We start from the raw sequence: 23,650 nt of genomic DNA, 5'->3' as shown, positions 1-23,650 counted from the left end.
CACATCACTCCCCTTTTTCGGTACAAGACAGCTTCAGTAATAGTGACCTTAAGAGATATATTGAAAGAAGTCATACGTTAAGTTGTGGTTAATATTGATACGCCATTGATACGGGGTTGAAGCGGGGTTGAAACGGGTCGAGGCGTTTCAACCCCGCTTCAACCCCGTATCAATCCCGTTTTAACACTAAACAGTGTATAACGTAAGTCTAATCTCTTACTAGTGTTGTTCTTTTCTTATTCAATTACAATATTGTTTAACCCTCCGCTCTTATAACGTCCTCAAAAACAGGATAAGCAGTCAGTATTTCGACCAACTGGCATTTCTTCCCGATGAAAGTACCAAATCACAAAAAAAAGACTTTATGCACTGTTTAAATAGTTCATCTAGGATATAAAGCACTTTGTATAAAACATTTTAGCTGCGTTTTTTAATTCATTCTATTTGTTTCAACAAAACGAATTATTATGAAAAATTTATTTAACGTTTCGCCATTTATACTGTTGTTAGTGCCATTCTTTGTAATGACAATCCTTGTGATTTCCATCAGTTCTGCCCGCCCTGCCCAGGGAACAGAAATGGCAGCAAAAACTACGGCAAATCAATCCTGTACACTCACAAACAACAATATATTAATTGCCAAATAATGAATAATCCTGCTATACAGACACGTGGGCTCACTTACTATTTTGGTAAAAAAAAGTAGTAGATAATCTTTCGCTGGAAATAGAAAAAGGTAGTATTTATGGTTTTCTTGGCCATAATGGCGCGGGCAAAACCACAACGATCAAGATTTTGCTTAACCTGTTGAAATCTCCCGGAGATACCGTTTTTATTTTTGGAAAAGAGATTAACAGCCACAGAATAGAAATCTTAAAAAATATAGGCTCATTAGTAGAGCAACCCGCTTTGTATGCACATTTGTCTGGCAAGTAAAATCTTTTCAACCGCTGCATTTTACTGAATATCCCCAGAACTAAAGGCGCTGGAGTTATTAGAAATAGTGACTTTTTAAAACCAATGGGCATAGGTTTTATCGGTATTATCATTGGGATAATTATTGCCTCAGCAGGTTGGAAATTTGCTTATCTCTTCCCCTATAGTCATCCCGTCATGACACTGTCGATGGCTAAAACCAGCACCCGGTTCTTTACCGCAGAACTCTTTTTCAGTCTGGCTTATGCAGTCATATTCTTTACAGCCGGTTATTTAATTGTGGCCCGCAAGAGCATCAAATAAAACAAAAAGGGGTATTCTGCGGCTGCAATGAATCTGCAACCCGGAATACCCCTTCTGTAAATGTGTTTATATTTTTATTTCAGCTTGCTTAAAGCAGCTTTAATACGTGGTATCATCTCCTTGATATCAGTCAGTGAACAAGCACCAACTGATGCACGGAACCAGGCTTTGGTTTCATCGTTACCAAAACAAGAGAAAGGAACCAGTGCTACCTGAGCTTCTCTGATCAGATAAGAGTTCACATCAGTACTATCCTTCAGCAGATCTCCCTCTGGTGTGGTCTTACCAATATAATCGATCTTAAGCGTCAGATAAATAGCTCCCATAGGTGTAATTGCATCTACTGCAAGGCCATCATTTTTCAGACTCTGGAAACCTGTATACAAAGCATTCAGACTATCCTGAATCTGTAACTTAAATGAACCAAGGAAACGGTCAACCTGAGCTTTATCAGCAAAATATTTACCAACAGCAACCTGTTCTGCTTTTGGTGCCCAGGCACCAATATGTGTTAATAAAGCTTTCATTTTACCGATCACTTTTTCTGGTCCGAAAGCCCATCCGACACGCACACCTGTACTTGCAAGACATTTAGAAATTCCATCGATATAAATCGTGTAATCTTTCAATTCCGGACGCAGGCTAACCGGATTGATATGTTCTTTTCCAAAAGTCAGTAAAGAGTAAATCTGATCATACATAATGTATAATGGTTTCTCCCCTTCTGCTCTTGATTTATTTTCTTCAATTACAAGGTCACAGATCTCTTCCAGCTGCTCTTTAGTGAACATGGTACCCGTTGGGTTCAACGGAGAACATAAAGCCAGCAGAGTCGCTCCTTTAAGATATGGCTTTAATAATTCAGCTGTAGGCATGAAATTATTTTCAGCAGTCGTTTCCACAGCAATACCTTCTGCTGAAGAAAGATGACAATAGTGATTATTATTCCAGGAAGGAGCAGGATAAACTACTTTATCACCCGGATCAATCAATGCCAGATAAGTAGCATAGATCAAAGGACGTGAACCGCCTGAAACCAATATTTCATTAGTTTTAAAATCCAGATCATATCTGTCTTTTAAAACGTCTACAATTGTTTCACGTAAAGCCAGAATACCATCAGCAGCAGGATAGTTTGTATGATTATGGATATAAGCATCAACAATTTCAGCTTTCAGCTCCGCAGGTATAGGGAAAATAGAAGGGTCAAAATCACCTATAGTCAAATTGGCAATCTTAGCACCTTTGCTTTTCAGCTCATTAACCTCATTACCAATTTTAATGATTTCTGATCCAATAAGTGTATTTGCTAATACCGATACATTCATGTTTTTAATTTATTAATGGTTAGAATTAAGCCAGCAAACTTTGAATAGCTGACTTGGTTTTTTCAAAATTAAACTGGTCGAGAATAGTCTCCATCATGGCTTCAATCTCCGGATTGCATAGATTTCCTATACTGCCCTCATGCGTATGATTTACTTTAACTCCCGGTACAAAGGTACCATTTTCAATCGTCTCTCCTACTATCTGGTAAGCTTCTCTGAAAGGAATTCCTTTTAAAGCCAAATCATTAACAACCTCTACACTAAACAGGTAAGCATATTTTTTATCTGCCAGAATATCGTCTTTAAGAGAGATATGCTGTAACATATATGTTGTCATTTCCAGACATTCGTTTAACGACACAATAGATGGAAAAAGATTTTCTTTCAATAATTGCAGGTCGCGATGATAACCTGATGGCAGATTAGTGGTCATCATGGCAATTTCATTTGGCAAAGCCTGGATCTTATTACATCTTGAACGGATCAGTTCAAATACATCAGGATTCTTTTTATGCGGCATAATGCTTGAACCGGTAGTCAGCTCATCCGGAAACTTAATAAAACCAAAGTTCTGATTGATAAACAAACAGACATCCATAGCCATTTTTGCCAGGGTTGCAGCTACGGACGACATCGCCTGAGCCAGAACTCTCTCTGTTTTCCCTCTGCCCATCTGCGCATAAACCACATTATAATTCAGGTTTTCAAAACCCAGAAGATTTGTAGTCATAGTCCTGTTCAACGGAAAAGAAGAACCATAACCTGCAGCAGAACCCAAAGGGTTTTTATTACAGATTTTCCAGGCAGCCAGCATCATTTCCATATCATCTACCAGACTTTCGGCATAAGCACCAAACCAAAGTCCAAAAGACGAGGGCATAGCAATCTGCAAATGCGTATAACCAGGCAGCAGTTTATCTTTATGGGTATTACTCAGTGTAATAAGCTGCTGAAATAACACGGCGGAATTACTCACCATTTCTTCAATTCTGTCTCTGAAAAATAATTTCAGGTCAACCAGTACCTGGTCATTACGGGATCTTCCGCTATGAATTTTTTTACCTGCTTCACCAATACGCTGGGTCAGTAACCACTCCACCTGCGAATGCACATCCTCCACAGTATCTTCAATCTTAAACTCTCCGGCTTCGATTTCAGCGTAAATATTTTTAAGCTCTCTTTGTATCTCTGCCAGTTCTGCAGCTGTAAGTAAACCGATACTTTCCAGCATCTCTACATGTGCAAGAGAACCCAGCACATCAAAAGCTGCCATTTGTAAATCCAGTTCTCTGTCTTTACCAACAGTAAAACTCTCAATATCTTTATTTACTTCAATATTTTTTTGCCAGATCTTCATTATATTTTCAAATTATAAAACGCCCGCTCAGGAGCAAATATTCAGTTGGCAAAATACAATTCTGCCTTTATCAGCTATTTACCGCTGATAACCGGTTTAAGCATATCAATGTATAGTTTTATACCTTCAGCAACCTCGTTAACAAAAACATATTCATCAGCCATATGCGAACGTGCAGAATCACCGGGACCGACCTTTACAGACGGAATACTCAGTAAAGCCTGATCTGAGGTCGTAGGTGAACCATAAGTGGTTCTGCCCATTGCAACGCCCGACTGAACAAGCGGATGGTCTTTATCAATTGATGAAGGTTTTAACCGGACAGACCGCGCTTTTACTTCACAGTCAACATTTGTACGGATAATTCTCAATACTTCTTCATTACTGTAGGCATCGGTTACCCGCACATCCACTGTAAATGTACAGGTTGCCGGTACTACGTTATGCTGAGAGCCGGCGTTGATAATGGTAACCGACATCTTTAAAGGGCCGAAAACTTCAGAGACTTTTGCAAAACGATAGTTTCTGAACCATTCAATATCTTTTAATGCCTTATAAATAGCATTATCCCCTTCTTCTCTCGCGGCATGGCCTGCTTTTCCTGTAACTGTACAATCCAGGACCAGTAACCCTCTTTCTGCGATGGCAAGATTCATTTCTGTAGGCTCACCAACAATAGCAAACTCCAACTCACCCAAATCAGGGATAATACATTCCAGACCATTATTTCCTGATATCTCTTCTTCAGCAGTAGCAGCCAGACAGATATTATAGGTCAATCCCTCCTGTTCATAGAAGTAAAGGAAAGTTGCAATCAGCGAAACCAGACAACCTCCTGCATCATTACTCCCCAGTCCGTATAGTTTCCCATCTTCTATTTTCGGTTCATAAGGATCTCTTGTATAACCTGAATTTGGCTTTACCGTATCATGATGTGAATTTAAAAGCACTGTAGGTTTACCGGCATCGAAATGTTTGTTGTAAGCCCAGATATTATTCAGCTTACGGTGTATTTTAATTTGTCGTTCCTGCAAAAATTGCCCGATCAGATCAGCCGTTTTCTCTTCTTCTTTACTGAAGGATTGAATACTGATCAGATTCTTTAACAATTCCAAACTATCTTTTTGCAGCGTCTCTATCATAATTTATTCTTTTGTATATAATGCTCCCGCTTTTACAGCCGAAAGCTTAATGCCTTTAATCAGGGATGAGCTATACCCATTGTGTTCCATTTCATTCAGACCAGCAATAGTACATCCCTTTGGCGATGTTACTTTATCAATTTCCTGTTCAGGATGCGATTTCATTTGCAACAGCAGATCTGCAGCTCCTTTGGCCGTCTGAACAGCCATTTTCAGTGCCTCATCTGCATGAAAACCAATCTCAACCCCACCTTGTGAAGCTGCACGGATTCCTCTTAAGAAAAAGGCAATACCACAGGCACACAGGGCCGTTGCCGCAGTCATCAGGTCTTCATTGATCTTCACCACAGCGCCAACAGTTTCAAACATTGTTGTTACTTCGGTTACATGTTCTTCTGAAGCATTATCTGTAGCCACACAAGTCATAGACTGACCAATGGCAATAGCTGTATTCGGCATTGCGCGGATCACTTCTAAATGTTCCCCCAATTTTTCACGGATAGCAGCACAGCTTACGCCTGAAGCTACCGAAATAACAACATGTCTTTTGGTGTCTATTGTGCCGGATATCTGCTCCATCAGCTGATTCAGCTGCTGAGGCAAAACTGCCAGAACAATCACATCGGCAGCTGCTACAGCTGCTGCATTATCAGCACTGATCTGATAACCCAGGTCAGCAAATTCTTTCAAACGGCTCAGCGTCCTCCTGGTCAGTGTAATCTGGTTAGCTTCTACGTAATCCGCTTTAACTAATCCCTTAGCCAACGAAAGTCCAATGTTTCCGCTGCCAAGTATGGCTATCCTTCTGGTAAATTTTCCCATATCAATCTATTAATCGGGTTCCGAAACCCAGTGTATCAATCTGTGGCAGTTCATCTGCTTTACCAATATAGACAGCCTTAACTCCTTGTCTGATGGCTTCAAATGCATTGTGCAGTTTAGGGATCATTCCACCAGAAATTACGCCCTCTGTCTGCAATCTTTCAAAATCATCTTTTCTGATTTCTGTAACGAGTGACTTTTCATCTTCCACATCTCTTAAAACACCCTTTTTCTCAAAACAGTAAACCAGACGTGTATCATAAACAGAAGCCATTGCCACAGCTACAGCAGAGGCAATGGTATCTGCATTTGTATTTAGTAACTGGCTTTCTCCATTATGTGTTATGGCACATAAAACAGGAATAAGTTTACTTTTAAGCAGATTATCCAGGGTATCCACAGCTACAGAATTTTCATCCAGGTCACCAACATAACCAAAATCTGTTTCCTTCACCGGACGTTTTACGGCCCTGATTACATTCCCGTCTGCACCACTTAATCCGATTGCATTACAGCCTTTGGCCTGTAACTGTGCAACCATATTTTTATTGATCAGTCCGGCATAAACCATGGTGACCACACGAAGTGTCTCAATGTCGGTAATCCTTCTGCCATCTACCAGTTTAGGCTCAATCCCCAGAGAGGTTCCTAATTCGGTAGCAATCTTACCGCCTCCGTGAACCAGTATCTTATCTCCGGGTAAAGCTGTAAAATCTACCAGAAACTGGTTCAGCTTCTCTGCGTTGTCGATTACATTTCCACCTATTTTTATAACTGTCAGCTGCTTCATTCTTTATTTTTTAAGGAACTCGTTGATTAATGGGAATTCTTTTTCAGGCTCTTCAACCTGTGGATTATGGCCGGATTTTTCAAACATAACAAATTGCGCCTGCGGGCAGTATTCTTTATACTTAACCATCATCCAGGGAGTCGCAACTCTGTCAAAACGACCACCAATTACTAAAACCGGCATCTTTAAATCCTTTAACTGTTTTCTGAAATCAAAAGTTCCGATATCGCTTCCCACATAAAAATCACCATCTTTACCTACCATCTGGTAATAAAGTTTGGTATTCATACTGTTCGGATAGGGTTTTCCTCCACGGCCGGCAAACTTTGCAGGGTTATAGGCATACAAAAATCCATAAGGAACCCTGCCATAAATTTCCTGATGCGCGGCATCGCTGGAAACTGCTCCCTGCTCTCTGATTTTCATCAGATCAGCCCAGACCTCAGGATAATTGGTTTTGATCTCATGATTAGAATTATCATCATTTTCCTGCCACATCACATAACTGTGAAAGGTATTAGCCAGGATCAGGTGACTTACATTGCCCGGATATTTAATCGCGTAACCCTGTGCTACTAATCCACCATAAGAATGTCCTAAAAGTGAAATCTTAGTTAATTTCAAAGCTTTTCTTAATCCTTCTATATCTTCAATATCTCTTTGTAAACTATAATCTGACACGACTTTTGCAGTATCTGATTTTCCCCTCCCAAATCCGTCAAAATAAATCAACTGATGACCGGCATCGGCCAGTGGATCAAAACTTCTCAGTCCCGGATGTGCTCCGCCTGGCCCGCCAGCAATAAATATCAGCGGATCACCCTGCCCTACAGTTACTACCCATAATTTAGCCCCGTTGACAGTAATATATTTACCATCGGTCTGGCTGTCTATAGTTTTTTGCTGAGCAAATGTCAGTGCGGTAAAGCATAACGCACAAAATAAAAGGCTTATTCGTTTCATGAGATGATATAGGTTAATAACAGTTTTGAAGCCTTCAAAGCACTACTTGAGTAATTTTCCAGGCCGTCCTAAGATAGCTTTTGTAGCAGACCTTTCAAAACTGCCTGTGCAGCCCATAAACGATTTCCAGCCTCCTGAATCACCAAAGAATTTGGTCCGTCCAGGACTTCAGATGAAAGCTCCAGATCTCTTCTCACCGGCAGACAATGCATCACTCTAGCCTGATTGGTGCCTTTTAAAAGTTCATTATTCAGCATCCATCCTTCCGGATAAGGGAGGATTTTACCGTACTCTTTATAACTTGACCAGTTTTTCACATAGATATAATCTGCACCTTCCAATGCTTCCTGCAGGTTATGGGTAATATGAGCACCAGAAGTAAAATCTTCTGCAAGCTCATAACCTGCAGGCTGAACAATAGTAAAATCCAGCATATCTTCCTGCTGCGCCTTACACATCCATTCTGCAAAAGAATTAGGTACCGCCTGTGGCAAAGCCTTGATATGCGGTGCCCAGGCTAAAACTACTTTGGGTTTAGCCTCACCTTTCCAGGTTTCTCTGATTGTTACCAGATCTGCCAGACTTTGTAATGGGTGACGGGTAGCACTTTCCAGACTCACTACGGGAACACCGCAGTACTGAATAAACTTATTAAAGAAATCTTCATTATAATCTTCTTCTCTGCTAACCAGTTTTGGGAAAGAGCGCAATCCCAGAATATCACAATACTGGCCCATTACTGCTGCTGCTTCACGAATGTGCTCAACAGTACTGCCATTCATCACTACGCCGTCTTCAGTTTCCAGTGCCCACCCCTCTTTATCCATATTCATCACCATTACACTCATACCTAAGTTAATAGCAGCTTTCTGGGTACTTAAACGGGTACGCAAACTTGGATTCAGAAACACAAGTCCAAGAGTTTTATTTTTTCCCAGCTGCTGATCTGCATAGGGATTACTTTTTAATGCGAGGGCATCCTTTACCAACTGGCTGATGTCTTCAACATCATTTACTGAAGTGAACTGGTTCATCCTTTTATAGCAATTTTAAATTTTTCTAAAAATTGATCTGCCTGTGCTTTAGTCAGATTCAGTGCAGGCAGCAATCTGATCACATTAGGTTTGGCCTCTCCTGTAAAGATAAAGTGCTTAAATAGCAGATTCTTTTTTACCTGTGCAAGTTCTTCAGGAAGTTCAATTCCAATCATTAATCCACGTCCTCTTACTTCACGGATTTCTTCAATCTTTCTGAGTTCTGTGATCAGATAGTCTCCGGTTTTAGCTGCATTTTCCATCAGCTGATCCTGCTCCATAATTTCCAGCACAGCCAGAGCTGCTGCACAAGCCAGGTGATTACCACCAAAAGTAGTTCCAAGCATAGAATGCCATGCTGTAAACTTAGGTGCTATAGCAATTCCGGCTACCGGAAAGCCATTTCCCATCCCCTTAGCCATAGTATATACATCGGCATTTACGCCTGCATAATCATGAGAATAGAACAATCCTGTTCTGCCATAACCACACTGTACACTGTCTGCAATATAAACTGCATTATACTGATCACATAAAACACGGATAAGCTTCAGGAAGCTTACAGAAGCTTCTCTGATGCCACCAACGCCTTGTATACCTTCGATAATTACAGCACTGATTTCTTCGCCATAAGCAGCGAAAGCCTGTTTAAGTGCTTCCTCATCATTGAAAGGAAGAAAAACTACATTTTCTGTACTATTTACAGGTGCAATAATTTTCGGATTGTCCGTAGCAGAAACAGCAAGAGACGTTCTGCCATGGAAAGCGCCCGTGAAAGCTATAACTTTCTTTCTTCCGTTATAGAAAGATGCCAGTTTTAAAGCATTTTCATTTGCCTCGGCACCAGAATTACATAGAAATAACTGGAAATCAGTCTTTCCTGATACTTTACCTAATTTCTCAGCCAGTTCTACCTGCAAAGGTATTTTGACTGAATTAGAATAGAAACCAACCTTGTTCAGCTGATCGGTCAGACGTTTTACATAATGAGGGTGGGTATGCCCGATAGAAATTACGGCATGACCGCCATAAAGGTCAAGATATTCCTGTCCTTTAGCATCCCATACGGTACTACCAGAGGCTTTTACAATTTCTATATCATTTAAAGGGTATACATCGAATAAGTTCATCTTTTTAAATTTTTACCTCAGGCTATAACCTCAGGGGGTTCATCAAATAATTTGTGTTGTCTAAAATGCAGTTGCTTTAAGTTTTAGGCCCTGCCGTTCATCCAGTCCAAACATCAGATTCATATTCTGTACCGCCTGTCCGCTTGCTCCTTTCAATAAATTATCTATAATACTGATTATTAATAATTTGTTACCATGTTTTTCTACATGTACCAGTCCTTTATTTGTATTTACCACCTGTTTAAGATCAATATTCTTTTCACTCATATGCGTAAAAGGATGTTCGCTGTAATAGTCCTGGTAAATCGCCTTTGCCTGCTCTGCAGTTAAATCACTTTCCATATAAACCGCAGCAAGAATCCCTCTTGTAAAATCTCCGCGCTGCGGGATAAAATTCAGATCCTGATTAAAATCAGGATCAAGTTGTATCAGACTCTGTCCGATTTCATTCAGATGCTGATGTTCAAATGCCTTATAAACTGAAAGATTATTATTACGCCAGCTAAAATGAGACGTAACTGCCAGACTTTGTCCTGCTCCTGTTGAACCTGTAGTTGCATTGATATGCACTTCATTTTTCAGCAGTCCTTTTGCAGCCAGAGGTAATAATGCCAGCTGGATACAGGTAGCAAAGCAACCTGGATTAGCTACAAAACCGGCTGTTCTTATACGTTCTCTGTTTAACTCAGGCAAACCATAAACCCAGTCATTCCCCGCTGCTGCGGATAACCTGAAGTCCTGGCTCAGATCTATAATTTTTATACCTGCTGCAACAGAATTTGCATCAAGGAATTTTTTTGCGTCGCCATGGCCTACGCATAAAAAAAGCACGTCAATGGCAGAAGAAATTTCTTCAGTAAAACGCAGATCAGTATCTCCTAAAAGATCGGTATGAACTGCTGAAATCAGGTTACCACCATTACTGTTACTATGTACGAATACGATTTCTACGTCTGCATGATTGATCAACAGACGCAGCATTTCACCACCGGTATATCCGGCACCGCCAATTATACCTGCTTTAATCTTCATTACCGTTCACTTTATGCCAGATCATTACCTGATTACCAAAGATCTTAGAGAACCCTTTAACATCCTCACCGCTCCAGGCATTGTTCATTTCTCCGTAGCTGCCAAATTTATTACTCATCAGATCATGTTCTGATTCGATACCTATAATCTGGAATCTGTATGGCAGTAATTCTACAAACACTTTTCCGCTTACTGTTTGCTGTGTATCAGCAAGGAAAGCTTCAATATTACGCATGATCGGATCATGGAACTGACCTTCATGCAGCCAGTTTCCATAAAAAGAAGACAATTGCTCTTTCCATGATAACTGCCATTTGGTCAATGTGTGCTTTTCTAAAGTATGGTGTGCTTTGATAATTACAATTGGTGCTGCAGCTTCAAAACCTACACGTCCTTTAATACCGATAATTGTATCTCCAACGTGGATATCACGTCCGATACCATAAGGTTGTGCAATAGCCTGCAGTTTTTGTATAGCTTTCACCGGTTCCAGCTGCTCTCCATCGAGTGCAACCAGTTCACCTTTTTCAAAGGTAAGCTCAATTTTACGGCTCTTAGTCTCAGAAACCTGTGTTGGCCATGCCTCTTCAGGTAAAGTTTCATTAGAAGTCAGGGTTTCTTTTCCACCTACAGATGTGCCCCATAACCCTTTATTGATTGAATATCTTGCTTTTTCTGCACTATACTCAACTCCGTGTTTGCTTAAATATTCTATTTCCGCCTCGCGGGATAATTTCAAATCTCTGATCGGCGTAATAATTTCAACGTTAGGAATGATAATATTAAAGATCATATCAAAACGAACCTGATCATTACCTGCTCCTGTACTTCCGTGAGCAACATAATCAGCGCCTATTTTTTTCACATAGTTTGCAATTGCTGTAGCCTGACTTACACGCTCAGCACTTACAGAAAGAGGATAAGTTGCATTTTTCAATACGTTACCAAATACGAGGTATTTAATACAGCCATCGTAATAATTTGCAGTTTCATCAACTACTGCATGAGAAGCCACCCCTAAAGCGTAAGCTCTTTTTTCAATTTCCTGTAATTCTTCATCAGAAAAACCACCTGTATTGACAATTACTGAATGGACTTCCAGTCCACGGTCCTGTGCCAGGTGAATACAGCAAAATGAAGTATCTAAACCTCCGCTAAAAGCTAAAACTACTTTCTTTTTCATGAGCAATGTGTGTGTGTTATTATTTAAAAAATAGAGTTGGTAAATGTAATATTGATTTCAGGCCTCCTTTATCATCAGGAGATTTTGGTTTAAGCACTAATCTCTGCTTAATACGCATAAAGCGTTCATAGAGCTTAGGCTTACGCTGTAATTCTTCAGCAAATTTCTTTGCTACATCATGCTTTTGCGTTGCAGGATCATAAAGCATAGCTGTACACATACAGTTTTTACGGTCTTTACTTTTCAGAATTTCGAAATTCACACAGCTCTGACATCCTTTCCAGAACTCTTCATCCTGCGAAAGCTCAGAATAAGTTACCGGCTCATAACCCAGATCAGAGTTGATTTTCATCACTGCCAGCCCAGTAGTCAGTCCAAATATCTTAGCCTTAGGATATTTATGACGTGATAATTCAAAAATTTTGTGTTTGATCGTATGAGCCAGTCCAACCTTTCTGTACTTTGGACTGACTACCAACCCTGAATTGGCCACAAACTGTCCATGGCTCCATGTCTCGATATAACAGAATCCAGCCCAGGATCCGTCTTTGTGGAAAGCAATAACTGATTTCCCCTCAGTCATCTTCCCTGCGACATATTCAGGCGAGCGTTTCGCGATACCTGTACCCCGTGCTTTGGCAGATTCGGCCATTTCTTCACAGATTTCTTCTGCAAAAACACGATGTTCAGGAAGTGCAACCTGCACTATAAAATCGTTTATATTCATTAATAGTTAACGAAAAAAAGATAAAATATTCTTATTAATTGATTTTGAAAAGGCGTATGCCTCTAAAAGACTGAGTTAGAATTAACTCAAATACGGGGTGTATAATTTTGCCGGCTGGTAGTTACATAGATAACCGGTTCCAGACGTTCAATATATAAACTTCTCGCAGCAATGTTCTTTGCTGTTACGATTGAAAGTTTATGTATAGTCTGTTTGATCATTTTCTGTATAATTCCCGCTTTAAAATATTAATGCCGTAAAGGTTTGAATAAATATTGAGTTGTGCAACAGGTTTTTTATTTTTTTACATTTAATCAACTCCTTGGCTCTCATGAGGTCACCCCTCAAAATTACATGTTATCCCTGCAGGATAAAACAGGTTAAAGATTAAATATTTGTTAATTTTAGTAAAGAAAACTGAAGCAGGCAGAATAAAAAACTTATTCATCTGCTTATCAGTATTTTATCAGAACATATTTCGGTTAAAACAGGACTAACGCCGAAAACGGAAATAATAGGATAATAAGTCCAGTTCCCCTTCGAGCATCGCGCTGATAATTTCCATCCCCATTACTGAAAAGGTAATTCCATTTCCACCAAAACCTAAAACGAAATAAGTATCAGGGAATTTAGGGTGCTCCCCGATATAAGGCAAGCCGTCTTTGGTCTCTCCAAAAGTCCCGCACCAGCAGAAATCCTCAATAAACTCCACCTCAGGTAAAAATTTTGAAACTGTCTTTACCAGTTTATTCTTTTTGCGTTCCAGCAAGGCGTCCCGCTTTACAGGATTCTTAAAATCCTCATCCTCGCCACCTGCCAGAAGCCGGCCATCACTGGTGGTACGCATATATAAATAGGGAGCATCTGTGTTCCAGAACAACGTATTGCAAATATCATCTTTAAGTTGTTTATTTTTCTCGCTGACCATAGCGTAGGTGCTTTTGAGCTTCACAATCTGCTCTGGTAACATTTCCTGCGTTTCATATCCGGTGCAGTACACAATTTTACCGGCGGTAATTATCGCACCACCTTCTGTTTGCGCCAATACCTGTCCTCCTTTATACTTTACCTTTTCCAGTTTCGTCTTATCATAAACCGTCAACCCTCTTTCGGCGTTATAGTGAAGCAGATCATGTGCAAGACGAAAAGCATCAACACTAGCACCGTCTTTCGACAATATAGCTCCTTCTGCAATCAAACCATATCTTGATTTGATTTCCTCAGGAGTTAACCAGACTACCTCAAAATCAGCAGCTTTTCTGGCTTCAAACTCCTTTTTCAGCCAGCCTACATCTTTTTTCAGCTTTGCAAAATAAACAGAATCCTTTTTTTCAAAACCACAATCAGACTTGATTTCATTAATCAGCTTCTCTAATTTATAAATAGAGTCTCTGCAGGCTCTGTAACTTCCAACAGCGCCCTGTTCTCCAATTTGTGCAATCAGTTTGTACAGCGGAATGTCAATTTCATATTGCAGCATAGAAGTTGTTGCAGAACTGCTGCCGTTAGCAATTTCTCTTTTATCAATTAATACTGTTTTATATCCTTTTTCCGTCAGCGCATGGGCCATCAGTGCTCCTGTTATTCCGCTTCCAACAATCAGTATATCGCAGCTAATATTTTCTCTCAGGGAAGGATAAGTATATAAAAGGCCATTTTTCACCAGCCAAAAAGGTTCATTGGAGCGTATATTCATAAGCTTGTTCTTATCAGATACAACAATATAAGAGATACACTGTTTTAATTTTCGGTTCAGATACCATTAACCTCTTCCGTTATTTTATTTGTAAGTTTATCGGGGTCAGTCAGCACTCCTTTTTATGAAGAAATTCCATTCCTTTTTGTTCATCACAATTACTTTATCTGCATTTGCAAATATTACAGCTGCACAAAATCTTTCTGCTGCCAGAAAAACGATAAAAACACTTACTTCTGCCAACTTTTGGGGAAGAGGCTATACCAGAGAAGGGATGGCCAAAGCCGCTGTTTATCTTTGTAACGAATTTAATAAAGCAGGTCTCGAGCCTATGGAAGGGAACGATTACAGACAGAATTTTTCTTATCCTGTCAACACTTTTCCGGGAAAGATGGATGTTGCTGTTAATGGAAAAAAACTGATTCCAGGCAAAGATTTTATTATTGAACCATCCAGCAGAGGCCTGCGGGGCAGCATGAAACTGCAGCGGGCAGATACTATATTCATGAGCCCGGCGCAGCGGATGTTTGTTGTACTGAAAGACAAATTAACCTGGAGTGTTGCACAAAAAGCAAATGACTATACCGTACTGGAAATCAGCAAAAATGCTCTTTCTGATAAACCAGAGTCGATTGATGTGGATATTGAACAGGAATTTATTCCGGAATTTATAACCAGTAACATCTGCGGAATAGTCAAAGGGACCAAACATCCTGATTCGATCTTAATGATTACTGCTCATTATGATCATCTGGGTGGTATGGGCGATCATACTTTTTTCCCGGGGGCTAATGATAATGCCAGTGGAATTGCCATGTTACTCAACCTGGCTAAATATTATGCCAGACACCCTGCTCCATACACTATTGCCTTTGTCTGTTTTGCCGGTGAAGAACCAGGCTTAAAGGGATCATCCTATTTTACAACATTTCCACCTGTTCAACTTTCCAGAATAAGGTTTCTGATTAATATGGACATGGTTGGAACCGGAGAAAAGGGCATTACAGTAGTTAATGCGACCATCCTTCCGAAAGAATTTGCACTGTTGAATCAAATTAACGATGAGCATAAATATTTAAGTAAAATCACCCCTCGTAATAAAGCTGCCAACAGTGATCACTATTTCTTTACAGAAAAAGGCGTTCCTGCATTTTTTATTTATACTCAGGGAGGAATAACAGCTTATCATGATGTTAACGACCTCTATGCAACTCTGCCACTTACCAGGTTTGCTAATTTATTTAAGTTATTTATTCACTTCAACGCGGCACTGATGAAGTCTTTCTGAATGGCCTGTTATCCTCAGGAATACAGACAATTATCGATTTTCTGTCATATATTGAAAAACCGCCGTTTTCACAGCGAACAAATCAGCTCAGGAGCCGTTTATTTGTATATCAATCTACAGACCAATGTCAATTCTATTATCGCCCCTAACTATAAAAAACATCACCCTGAAAAACAGGATTGTGGTATCACCAATGTGCCAGTATTCAGCTGAAGATGGTTATGCCAATGACTGGCATTTAGTTCATTTAGGCAGCCGTGCAATCGGAGGATCTGGTCTGGTTATTCAGGAAGCAACTGCGGTTTCTCCTGTGGGAAGGATTTCTGCAGGTGACCTGGGAATCTGGTCTGACGGACACGTGCCTGTCCTGAAGCGGATTACTTCCTTCATTCATCAACATGGTTCTGTAGCTGGTATTCAACTGGCACATGCGGGTAGAAAAGCCAGTTTTGACCTGCCCTGGAACGGAGGCAAACAGATCACCGAAAAAGACGGGGGCTGGAGAGCTGTAGCGCCAAGTGCAATCCCTTTTAACAAAAACGATGAATCACCTGTTGCTTTAAGTCTGAATGATATTGAAAAAATAAAGACAGATTTCAGGGCAGCCACGTTAAGAAGTATTGAAGCCGGGTATCAGGTGATAGAAATTCATGCGGCACATGGTTATCTTTTCCATCAGTTTTTTTCTCCGCTGAGTAATCACCGGACAGATAATTATGGCGGGAGCTTTGAAAACAGGATACGCCTTTTATTGGAAGTCATCACTGTTGTACGTGAGGTATGGACTACTGAAAAACCCTTATTTGTCCGTATTTCTGCTACTGACTGGGCCGAAAAAGGCTGGTCTCCGGAAGATTCAGTGAAACTGTCAGCCATACTCAAAACCAAAGATGTAGATCTGATCGACTGTTCATCAGGTGGAAATATCCATTATCAGGAAATCCCCCTCTTCCCTGGTTATCAGGTACAGTTTTCTGCTGATATCCGAAAAGAAACTGGTATTTTAACTGGTGCTGTAGGTCTGATTACTGAAGCGAAACAAGCAGAAGATATTTTACAGGAAGGGAAAGCCGACCTGATTCTGCTGGCAAGAGAGCTTTTAAGAGATCCTTATTTCCCACTGCACGCGGCGTTTGAGCTGGGTGATGAAGCCAAATGGCCGGATCAGTATGTCCGTGCCCAGCCAAGAAAAAAGAGTTAAATCTTTCGTTCTCTTTCCGTAAGTTGTACACCTGCCTGTCTTACAAATTCATCAATAGAGCTGATACGTTCTATTTTAGCTGGTTCCAAAGGGTCAAAATTGTATATAACCAGATCGCTGTTCTGATCCCGGCAATGCAGGATAAATGTTCCTGCATGCACTCCGGTAGGATTAGGAAGATCACGGACCAGCTGCTGACCATCGGGCACAACAACTTCAAAAGTTCCGGCATCTATATGATTGACCACAGACCGCCCTACCCTGATCTCTTTTTTACTGTACAACAAAATGTTCAGATTGAAATAACCGGTTGTATTGATTTGATATGCCCCGAAATCTTTTTTAAGAATCAGCTCACCGAGAAAATAAATGTAATTTTTGTCCTCTCCAAGATACTCACTCCGTAAACGGAAGCTTTTTCCATCAGAATCTTTTATCGGACACAATTTTTCATCATATACAGTATCGGCTGAAGTATAATATACCGTCGCAGATTTACTGACTTTTTTAAAGGGTTCTCCAGCAGTCTGAAGATAATAATCATGGACTAAATTATGCCGGACAATTACATAATTGCCATCACTCAGGCCATAAGGCATTTCTTTCAGTGTCTGAAGATTAATATCGGGGAATACAGTTTTTTCCGCATTATACAGTTTTGAATAAAATTCTATTCCATCATAGAAATAACCGAAAAAGAGTTCAAGCGGATTCTCTTTTGTAGCCAGATGCAGATTTTCTTTAAGGTTCTTAATACGATGTGCCTCTGTTAACTTCAGCACTCCGTCAACAACTTTTTTATCCACTACCTGCTGATTATAAAAAGCCATTCTGAATTCTGTATCAGCATATTTAAAGAAATATTTATTAACATCCTTTTGTATCGTCTCCAGTTCTGCTGGTAAAAAACTATGATGTTCCAATTTTTTGTCCTTTATATCAAAAGCATATAAAAAATCACTGTTAATATTCATACTGTCCAGGGTGGCAATAAGATAACCACTGCTTTCTTCTTCAAGAAAAGGTTCAATCTCTTTTAACAGCTGCCACTCTCTGCAGTTTTTCAGATAACCGGAATTGCCATAATGAAAATAAAAAAAAACATAAATACAGTTCTCCTTTTTCAAATACTTAAACACATAATAGTTTCTGCTGCCACCGGTCAGATTTTCAAATATGATATCGGCCAAAGGTCCTGCAACCCTCTTCTTCACATATTTTCTATAGTTCTCTTCAGAAATTCTGATTTTAGCAAGGATACCAGCGGGTTGTGCCATATGATCGTTTTATCCGGATCTTCAATTCAATAAAATCTTTATTGCTTTAATCTTAAGCAATATTTATGCCTCATAAAACCCGGGCGGCCTATTTTTAAGCTGCATCTAAACCAATTTGTTTTAATTTTGTTGTTCAATAAAAAAAACAGATTATGTTCGATAAATTAATGGCTGCTCAGCAAAAGGCTGAAGAAATAAAAAAACGTTTAGACAGTGTTTATGTTCATGCAGAGGTTGAAAGCGGTGCGATCAAGGTAACTTCAACTGCAAACAAAACAATTACTGCAATAGACATCAATGAAGATTTCTTTAAGCAGGCTGATAAAGAAGAAATTGAAGAACTGCTTTTAACTGCAATCAATAAAGTATTGCAACAAGCAGAAAATGTTAATGCTGCTGAAATGCAGGCTGCTACTCAGGATATGCTAGGTGGCTTGGGTGGAATGTTTGGTCAATAAGCAATATATATATAAAAGATAAATAAAGATGAAATACACTTATTACGGCCAGTCCTGCTTTCTCCTGGAAGCTGAGGGAAAGAAGTTTCTATTTGATCCGTTTATTACTCCAAATGCACTTGCTGCTGCAATTGACACGACTAAAATTGAAGCAGATTATATTCTTGTAAGTCACGGACATGGTGATCACGTAGCTGATCTTGTGCTTTTGGGCAAACAGACTGGTGCACTGGTTATTGCGATGCCTGAGGTTGCTGCCTGGGCCGAAAAACAGGGATTAACTAATATTCATCAAATGAATTATGGCTCTGCTACATTTGACTTCGGAAAACTCCGTATGGTATGGGCTACACACTCCAGCTCAATGCCTGACGGAAGCTACGGAGGAAACCCCGCGGGTTTTGTCCTGGAAACCGGAGGAAAAACAGTTTATTTTGCCGGAGATACTTCACTGAATCTGGATATGAAGATTCTTGCCGATTTATACGCTCTGGATTATGCAATTATGCCTATAGGCGGTAATTATACTATGGATGTGGATGATGCTTTAATTGCGACAAAATACATCAACTGCAGCCGTGTAATTGGTGTTCATTACAACACCTTCCCTGCTATTGCAATCGATACCAAAGAAGCAGCAGCGAAATTTGAACGGGAAGGCAAGACCTTACTTTTACCGGAAATTGGAGAAACCATTCCGCTATAAATACAGCGGAGCCCTGTTTTTCTGATTACATCTTTTTTGATATTACGATCAGAAGAACAGGGCCCCGGTATTTTAATAATATGGCCTTCCTTAATGTGCTTCCAGCCAGGTATTTCCTTCGCCAATTTCAATTTCTATAGGCACAGTAGTCTGAATAGCTGTTTTCATCCGGTGTGTAATAATTTTTTTCATCGCCTCAACTTCCGATTTCAAGACATCGAACACCAACTCATCATGCACCTGCATGGTCATTTTTGACTGTAATTTCTGCTCTTTAATATCCTGATGAATATTAATCATTGCGATTTTAATCATATCTGCTGCAGATCCTTGTATAGGAGCATTGATTGCATTTCGTTCCGCAAAACCACGTACAGTCTGATTTGCAGAATTAATATCTCTTAAATATCTTCTTCTGCCCATCATGGTTTCCACAAACCCATTTTCGCGGGCGAAATTCATCGTATCAGTCATATATCTCTTGATACCCGGATACTGCGCAAAATATTGTTCAATCATTTCAGCAGCTTCTTTTCTTGGAATACCCAGATTTTGAGACAGACCAAAAGCAGATTGCCCGTAGATAATACCAAAGTTCACTGCTTTTGCATTACGGCGCTGTGTAGAATCAACTTCTTCAATGCTAACGCCATAAACTTTAGCTGCAGTGGCAGTATGAATGTCAATGCCTTTATTAAAAGCATCCAGCATATTTTCCTCCTTACTGATATCAGCGATGATACGGAGCTCTATCTGCGAATAATCCGCAGAAAGCAGCACATGATCTTCATCTCTTGGAATAAATGCCTTACGCACCTCCCTACCGCGTTCTGTACGAATAGGAATGTTCTGAAGATTAGGGTTATTGGAACTCAATCTTCCCGTAGCCGCTACTGCCTGATTATAACTTGTATGTACACGTCCCGTTTTTGGATTAACCAGTAGCGGGAGTGCATCAACATAAGTAGATTTCAATTTCTGTAGCTGACGGAAATCAAGAATATCTTTAACAATATCGCTTTTATGGGCCAGAGCAGATAAGACATCTTCTCCAGTCTGATATTGACCTGTTTTAGTCTTTTTTGCTTTAGGATCAAGCTGCAACTTATCGAAAAGGACTTCTCCGAGTTGTTTTGGAGAGGCAAGATTGAAAACCACACCTGCTTTATCATATACATTCTGCTCAAATTTCCGGATTTCTACTTCCAGATCTTTAGAATAACTGATCAGTGTTTCCATATCAATTTTAACACCTTCTTTCTCCATATCTGCCAGTACATAAATCAGCGGATTTTCAATATTGGTGATCAGTTCTTCTGCATTGAGATCTTTCAGAATAGGCTTGAAAACATTTGCAAGCTGCAGGGTAACATCTGCATCTTCTGCTGCATAATCCACGACAGTTTCTACAGGTACATCTCTCATCGTACCCTGATTCTTTCCTTTCGGGCCAATCAAGGTCGTAATAGAAATCGGAGTATACCCCAGATAGTTCTCTGAAAGTACATCCATATTATGACGCGTGTCAGGATCTATCAGATAATGTGCCAGCATCGTATCAAAAAGCTTTCCTTTGATATCTACACCATACCATTTCAATACCAGGATATCATATTTAATATTCTGCCCTGTCTTGCTTATTTTTTCATTTTCCAGTACAGGTCTGAATTCATCTACCAGGACCTGTGCTTCTCCCTGATCTGCTGAAACAGGTACATACCATGCCTGTCCGGCCTGTATACAAAAAGAAAGGCCTACCAGTTCAGCTCTGTTCGCATCTGTTCCTGTAGTCTCTGTATCAAATGAAATATTATCCTGCTGCAGAAGCAGATCTATTAATGTTTTTCTTTTTTCTGCAGTATCCACCAGTTGATAATCTGGTTTGGTATCTGCTATTGTCTTTCCAACCGGAGGCTGCTCAAATAAGTTTGGCAGTTGTTCAAATGTTTTGGATTTGCTAACCGGCTCATCTACGGCATTACCGAATAAATCAGTTTGCTGTGAACCGCTGGCTTTAGCCTCTCCGATATTAAAACCGTCTCCAAATACTCTTTTACCTAAAGTACGGAACTCCAGTTCTGCGAAAAGCGGCTCTAATAATTCTCTGCTTGGTTCTTCGAGCAAAAGGGACTTCTCGTCAAATTCAACAGGAACATTCAGGATAATTGTAGCCAGTTTTTTAGAAATCATTCCTTGTTCGGCAAATGCTATCACATTTTCACGTTGTTTACCTTTCAGCTGATCCGCATTGGCAATAATACTCTCCATCGAGCCATATTGTTTGATCAGCAGCTTAGCTGTCTTCTCTCCAATACCGGGGATTCCCGGAATATTATCAACTGCATCACCCCATAAACCAAGGATATCAATTACCTGCAATACGTTTTCTATTTCCCATTTTGCCAGAACTTCAGGAACACCCATTATTTCCATATCATTCCCCATTCTTGCCGGCTTATAGATAAAAATATTATCTGATACCAGCTGGGCAAAATCTTTATCAGGTGTCATACAGTAAACTGTGAAACCTTCTTTTTCAGCTTCTTTAGCTAATGTTCCTATAATATCATCTGCTTCAAAACCATCTTTGGTAATCACAGGGATATTAAAGCCTTCTATCAGTTTAAAGATATAGGGTAAAGCTGCCGATAAATCTTCGGGCATGCTTTCCCGGTGTGCTTTGTAAGCTACAAAATCTGTATGTCTTTCGGTAGGTGCTTCTGTATCAAAAACTACCGCAATATGACTTGGTTTTTCCTTTTTAAGGACTTCCATTAAAGTATTGGCAAAGCCCATCACTGCGGAGGTATTGATACCGGTAGAGGTAAATCTCGGGCTTTTACTTAATGCAAAATGCGCTCTGTAGATCAACGCCATACCGTCAAGCAGGAAAAGTTTTTTCATCGTGTAAATATTATTTTTTTCTTAAGACTCCGGCGGCTGTCCGCGGGTTACTGTCCAAAGTTAACATCTGAAGATGAGCTAACCTAATTAGCAGACAATTTTAAGATCCCGTTCAGAATTTAGAGATGAACAAAATTATGGGAAGGAAATTATACATAGCATGCAGTGCAAATGAATATTTAAGTCCGTAATTCATTCGCGCATAGCCCAGAACAAGAGCAACTGCCAGCTGTGGTAAAGTATACAGTATCCCGAATGGCAACAGATTTATTCCGTTTTCAAAATTGCTCAGATGGACAAGTGCAAAGCAGATAGCGGTCAGGTGAAAATGCCATGGAAAAATGCGTTCCCAGAATTCGAATTTCAGCGTAATACTGCGGGCAAGATGATACCGGTAGATCAAATATAAAATGATAAAAATAAACGGACTGACCACAAAGGCCCAGTCTGTTTTAATCACTGCACTTAAAAACACTCCGCCTATAAATGAGATAAACAGCAAACTTCCCGTAAAGCGTCTTAGCTGTGCCCTGAAAAGGAGTTCTTCTGATAAAGGAGCCCAGATTACAGCAATTATAAAAAGTATGCTCTTTGCCATTGTCTTTTTATCCAGCACAGTTGGTCCGGGGTCGGGAATCAGTTTCAGATGAATTAATACTCCCATCAGTATCCCGCAGCTAATACCGGCTATGCTACATATTAAAGCGAGTTTAAGCAGCAATATCAAAGGCCTGTCCACTTTTTTAGGAATTCTGGCCAGGTAAGGATATTTCAGATAATTGATCAAATCATCAAGCAGATCCACCATTTAACGCGCGATACAGCCCTCTATATGATCATTAACCATTCCTGTAGCCTGCATATGAGCATAACAGATCGTTGTCCCAAAAAACTTAAACCCTCTTTTTTTCATATCCTTACTGATCGCATCAGATATTGCTGTTCGCGGGGGTACCTCACCGAGAGATTTATAATTATTTAAAATAGGTTTCTGATCTGGCATAAATCCCCAGATGTATTTTGCAAAAGACCCGAATTCCTTTTGTATGGCAATAAAAAGCTGTGCATTTTTTATAGCAGAATTGACTTTAAGTCTGTTTCTGATAATCCCGGAGTCGTTCATCAGACGTTCCGCATCAGCTTCTGTAAAGGCGGCAACCTTGCTGACATCAAAATCAGCAAATGCAGCACGATATCCCTCGCGTCTACGTAAAATGGTTATCCAGCTCAGACCTGCCTGTGCGCCTTCAAGAATCATAAACTCAAATAAAACCCGGTCGTCCTGAACAGGCTTCCCCCATTCTTCATCATGATATTTTATATACAAAGGGTCAGTGCCACACCAGCCACATCTTTTCAATTCTGCGCTCATC

23 protein-coding genes are annotated in these 23,650 nt (G+C 40.0%); 7 read left to right on the top strand and 16 right to left on the bottom strand.

The features are described from left to right. Positions 1-467: 467 nt before the first annotated feature. From PL_RS15855 to PL_RS15850, 3 genes are all read left to right on the top strand, one after another. Positions 468-647, top strand: a complete 180-nt coding sequence (locus tag PL_RS15855; RefSeq protein WP_041882091.1) for a hypothetical protein — start codon at positions 468-470, stop codon at positions 645-647. Between the two features lie 73 nt (positions 648-720). Then, the gene (locus PL_RS26025; protein WP_082035920.1) at positions 721-936 is read left to right on the top strand and encodes an ATP-binding cassette domain-containing protein; all 216 of its coding nucleotides are present in this window, start codon (positions 721-723) and stop codon (positions 934-936) included. 84 nt (positions 937-1,020) lie between these two features. Further along, positions 1,021-1,239 (top strand): hypothetical protein, encoded by a 219-nt coding sequence (locus PL_RS15850; protein ID WP_041882089.1) that lies wholly within the window; start codon positions 1,021-1,023, stop codon positions 1,237-1,239. Between the two features lie 74 nt (positions 1,240-1,313). Here PL_RS15850 and PL_RS15845 read toward each other — a convergent pair whose 3' ends face one another. The 12 genes from PL_RS15845 to PL_RS15790 form a co-directional block, all read right to left on the bottom strand. Continuing rightward, positions 1,314-2,567 (bottom strand): pyridoxal phosphate-dependent aminotransferase, encoded by a 1,254-nt coding sequence (locus PL_RS15845; RefSeq protein WP_041882086.1) that lies wholly within the window; start codon positions 2,565-2,567, stop codon positions 1,314-1,316. A gap of 25 nt (positions 2,568-2,592) precedes the next feature. Next, positions 2,593-3,924, bottom strand: coding sequence for an argininosuccinate lyase (gene argH / locus PL_RS15840; protein WP_041882085.1), 1,332 nt, complete (start codon positions 3,922-3,924; stop codon positions 2,593-2,595). A gap of 74 nt (positions 3,925-3,998) precedes the next feature. After that, entirely contained in the window at positions 3,999-5,066 is a 1,068-nt protein-coding gene (locus tag PL_RS15835; RefSeq protein WP_041882083.1) for a M20 family metallo-hydrolase, read from the bottom strand. A 3-nt stretch (positions 5,067-5,069) separates the two neighbouring features. Beyond that, positions 5,070-5,888: a pyrroline-5-carboxylate reductase gene (proC, locus tag PL_RS15830; protein ID WP_041882081.1), complete on the bottom strand. Its 819-nt coding sequence runs from the start codon at positions 5,886-5,888 to the stop codon at positions 5,070-5,072. Between the two features lies 1 nt (position 5,889). Continuing rightward, a complete protein-coding gene (argB, locus tag PL_RS15825; RefSeq protein WP_041882079.1) occupies positions 5,890-6,678 on the bottom strand; it encodes an acetylglutamate kinase in 789 nt (262 codons plus the stop codon). 3 nt (positions 6,679-6,681) lie between these two features. Then, on the bottom strand, positions 6,682-7,641 hold the full coding sequence (locus PL_RS15820) for an alpha/beta fold hydrolase (protein WP_041882076.1): 960 nt from the start codon (positions 7,639-7,641) through the stop codon (positions 6,682-6,684). Positions 7,642-7,709: 68 nt separating this feature from the next. Then, positions 7,710-8,675 carry an acetylornithine carbamoyltransferase gene (locus PL_RS15815; RefSeq protein ID WP_041882072.1) on the bottom strand — a complete coding sequence of 322 codons (966 nt, stop codon included), beginning with the start codon at positions 8,673-8,675 and terminating at the stop codon, positions 7,710-7,712. After that, positions 8,672-9,805 (bottom strand): aspartate aminotransferase family protein, encoded by a 1,134-nt coding sequence (locus PL_RS15810; RefSeq protein WP_041882070.1) that lies wholly within the window; start codon positions 9,803-9,805, stop codon positions 8,672-8,674. The genes PL_RS15815 and PL_RS15810 overlap by 4 nt, the downstream gene beginning before the upstream one ends. 60 nt (positions 9,806-9,865) lie before the next feature. Then, positions 9,866-10,837, bottom strand: coding sequence for an N-acetyl-gamma-glutamyl-phosphate reductase (gene argC / locus PL_RS15805; RefSeq protein WP_041882067.1), 972 nt, complete (start codon positions 10,835-10,837; stop codon positions 9,866-9,868). Beyond that, positions 10,827-12,020, bottom strand: a complete 1,194-nt coding sequence (argG, locus tag PL_RS15800) for an argininosuccinate synthase (protein WP_041882066.1) — start codon at positions 12,018-12,020, stop codon at positions 10,827-10,829. Before argG ends, argC begins: the two co-directional genes overlap by 11 nt. A 19-nt stretch (positions 12,021-12,039) precedes the next feature. Further along, positions 12,040-12,747 carry an N-acetyltransferase gene (locus tag PL_RS15795; RefSeq protein ID WP_041882064.1) on the bottom strand — a complete coding sequence of 236 codons (708 nt, stop codon included), beginning with the start codon at positions 12,745-12,747 and terminating at the stop codon, positions 12,040-12,042. 493 nt (positions 12,748-13,240) lie between these two features. After that, positions 13,241-14,443, bottom strand: a complete 1,203-nt coding sequence (locus tag PL_RS15790; protein WP_041882059.1) for an NAD(P)/FAD-dependent oxidoreductase — start codon at positions 14,441-14,443, stop codon at positions 13,241-13,243. Between the two features lie 124 nt (positions 14,444-14,567). Here PL_RS15790 and PL_RS15785 point away from each other — a divergent pair, with 124 nt between their 5' ends. Next, positions 14,568-15,731 carry a M28 family metallopeptidase gene (locus PL_RS15785; protein WP_041882058.1) on the top strand — a complete coding sequence of 388 codons (1,164 nt, stop codon included), beginning with the start codon at positions 14,568-14,570 and terminating at the stop codon, positions 15,729-15,731. Between the two features lie 124 nt (positions 15,732-15,855). Beyond that, entirely contained in the window at positions 15,856-16,932 is a 1,077-nt protein-coding gene (gene namA / locus PL_RS15780; RefSeq protein WP_082035919.1) for an NADPH dehydrogenase NamA, read from the top strand. On the opposite strand, the gene PL_RS15775 is transcribed toward namA, so the two are convergent. After that, the gene (locus PL_RS15775; protein WP_348619881.1) at positions 16,929-18,209 is read right to left on the bottom strand and encodes a hypothetical protein; all 1,281 of its coding nucleotides are present in this window, start codon (positions 18,207-18,209) and stop codon (positions 16,929-16,931) included. The two genes, namA and PL_RS15775, sit on opposite strands and share 4 nt — an antisense overlap. A gap of 152 nt (positions 18,210-18,361) precedes the next feature. Here PL_RS15775 and PL_RS15770 point away from each other — a divergent pair, with 152 nt between their 5' ends. Together PL_RS15770 and PL_RS15765 are read left to right on the top strand one after the other, a co-directional pair. Beyond that, on the top strand, positions 18,362-18,667 hold the full coding sequence (locus tag PL_RS15770; RefSeq protein WP_041882042.1) for a YbaB/EbfC family nucleoid-associated protein: 306 nt from the start codon (positions 18,362-18,364) through the stop codon (positions 18,665-18,667). Positions 18,668-18,695: 28 nt separating this feature from the next. Next, the gene (locus PL_RS15765) at positions 18,696-19,373 is read left to right on the top strand and encodes a metal-dependent hydrolase (protein WP_041882038.1); all 678 of its coding nucleotides are present in this window, start codon (positions 18,696-18,698) and stop codon (positions 19,371-19,373) included. A 90-nt stretch (positions 19,374-19,463) separates the two neighbouring features. Here PL_RS15765 and polA read toward each other — a convergent pair whose 3' ends face one another. The 3 genes from polA to PL_RS15750 form a co-directional block, all read right to left on the bottom strand. Next, positions 19,464-22,277, bottom strand: a complete 2,814-nt coding sequence (gene polA, locus PL_RS15760) for a DNA polymerase I (protein WP_041882036.1) — start codon at positions 22,275-22,277, stop codon at positions 19,464-19,466. Between the two features lie 112 nt (positions 22,278-22,389). Next, entirely contained in the window at positions 22,390-23,085 is a 696-nt protein-coding gene (locus tag PL_RS15755) for a CPBP family glutamic-type intramembrane protease (RefSeq protein ID WP_041882033.1), read from the bottom strand. Then, positions 23,086-23,649 carry a DNA-3-methyladenine glycosylase I gene (locus tag PL_RS15750; RefSeq protein ID WP_041882031.1) on the bottom strand — a complete coding sequence of 188 codons (564 nt, stop codon included), beginning with the start codon at positions 23,647-23,649 and terminating at the stop codon, positions 23,086-23,088. Position 23,650 lies beyond the last annotated feature (1 nt).

Origin of the sequence: Pedobacter lusitanus (assembly GCF_040026395.1) — a bacterium.
GTDB classification, from domain to species: domain Bacteria; phylum Bacteroidota; class Bacteroidia; order Sphingobacteriales; family Sphingobacteriaceae; genus Pedobacter; species Pedobacter lusitanus.
This window is presented reverse-complemented; position numbering and strand designations above follow the sequence as displayed.